Below are 1,999 nucleotides of genomic sequence, written 5' to 3'. Positions count from 1 at the left end.
CGAGATCGTTCGCCGCGAAGATGTTGAAGAACTCGATCGGGCAGCCCTTGTGCTGCATCAGGCTTCGCGTGAGGGCGCCGACATCGGGAACCACGCGGTACATCCCCCTCAGCGCGATCTCATCGGCCACCCCCAGCCGGCGCGTCACCGCGAGGGTGGTGGCGACGTTCTCCTCGTGCTCGATGTAGCTGAATCCCTCCATTGCGGACGGCTCGACATCGGTCGGTCGGGCGACGACGAAAACCGACCCGCGCGCCTGAGCCACCGCGCTGTATGTGTCGGCGTACCGGTCGTCGCCGAGAATCGCGACTCCTTTGCGCGGAAGGGTCGACGAGAGGGCGACCGCCACGTCATCGACAGTGGGGCCCATGACGTCGAGGTGGTCGGGTCTGATGTTCGTGACCACGCCGATGGTGGAGCGCATGACGTGCTCCTCGCAGACCTTCTGGAGATCGGGGCGGACCGCCATGCACTCCATCACCATGGCGCGGGCCCCCGCGCGGCGCGCCCTGTCGAGCACGCCGATCTGCTCGCAGATGTTGGGGGTCGCGATCCGGATGATCGGCTCCTCGCTGCCGTCGGGGAGGATGAGGCGCGCGGTCGATCCCGTCGTCTTCGCGACGGTCGTGATCCCGGCCTCGCGAAGGGCGGCGGCGATCAGCCGCGTGACGGATGACTTGCCGCGGCTGCCGTTCACGTGGATCCGGATCGGCAGGGCGCGCAGGGCCCTCTGGTGGATCCATGCCTCGCGTCCCCAGAGAAAGAGGACGAAGGCGAGCAGCAACAACAGGACCGCCAATATTCCTCCCGGATGAACCGCCCGTCGAAGCGTGGCCGAGGTGCTTGTCCTGCCTCTACCGTGCGGCGAGCGGGCCCGCGCGCCTGTCCGGGGTCCGGACTCCTCGGATCAACTCCCCGGCCGCGGCCATCGAGCCCACATCAATGATACTCTGCCGCATCAGCCGACGCAAAAGCCGCGTCGCGACGGCTACCGGATGATCGGCGGGCGCATCGCCCCTCCCGTGCGCCGGCTCCGGTCTGTTTCGCGTCAACGTATTACGACGATGGAGGATGGCCGGGAACGCCGCTGGGGGTCCGGTCGGAGGAAATAGATCCCCGAAGGGACCCGGTTGCCCGCCAGGTCGCGTCCGTCCCACAGGGTCGTCCCGGAGCGGAGGATGGAGGCCTCGTCGAACTCCAGGCGGGCGACCCTCCGTCCCCCGACGTCATAGACATCGACCCGCAGACCTCCCGGCACGGGAGATGGGATGTCGAAACGGATGGTGGCCCCCTCCCGCATCGGATTGGGATGGGCGGCGAGCGAGACACGGAAGTCGGGTCCGCCGGAATCGCCGGAGTAGTCGCGGAAGGCCTCCGACGCGATCCGCGCCTGGGCGGCGGACATCTCCCCGGGATCGACCCCGTGCGCGCGCCAGTCGGAGATGTGGATCGCGCTCTCGGAGTAGATCCGCTCCTCGATCTTCTCCAGAAGGGGCAGCCATCCCGTCCCGTCGGCTCCCCGGATCAGGTAGGTGTTGAGGTACGAACCGTTCCACGGGTAGTTGTAGACCTCGGCCTTGCGCTGCAGCGCCAGGTCGCAGAGGGGCGATGTGCTCGGGCCGTCCAGCTCGGGCGGCGTCGCCCCGGCCGCGACCCAGACCGGCAGGGGAATCGTGACGATCGGCTGTCCGACGATGGCGTAGAAGGTGGAGAGGAGAGGATCCTCCCCCGGAAGAACGCCCTGGATCGCGCCCGCCGACGCCGTCAACCGCCGGTTGATCGTGTTCGTCGCGTCGACAAAGCCGACCGCCGATGGATTGCCGGGAGGGAAACCCTCGTAGGGCAGCGGGTAGGGATCGACCTCCTTCGAGCAGAGATCCCGCGCCACTTTCTGGAGGAGGTAGGGAACGTCCAGGCTCCGGCGCGCGAGCGCCCGCTCGACCATGCGCCGGCTTCTGTGGTAGCGGAATGTGTCCATGCCGGCCGTGTCGGCCGACAG

General features: G+C 68.1%; 1 protein-coding gene. It reads right to left on the bottom strand.

Annotated features, from left to right (window positions below; all coding sequences use genetic code 11):
* A partial coding sequence (gene pgsB, locus FJY88_13970) for a poly-gamma-glutamate synthase PgsB (GenBank protein MBM3288433.1) occupies positions 1–799 on the bottom strand: 799 nt, incomplete at its 3' end.
* Positions 800–1,999 lie beyond the last annotated feature (1,200 nt).

The sequence above is a fragment of the Candidatus Eisenbacteria bacterium genome, from assembly GCA_016867495.1.
Lineage (GTDB): Bacteria > Eisenbacteria > RBG-16-71-46 > CAIMUX01 > VGJL01 > VGJL01.
Note: the sequence above shows the minus strand (reverse complement) of the source record. Positions and strands in the feature narration are given on the sequence as shown.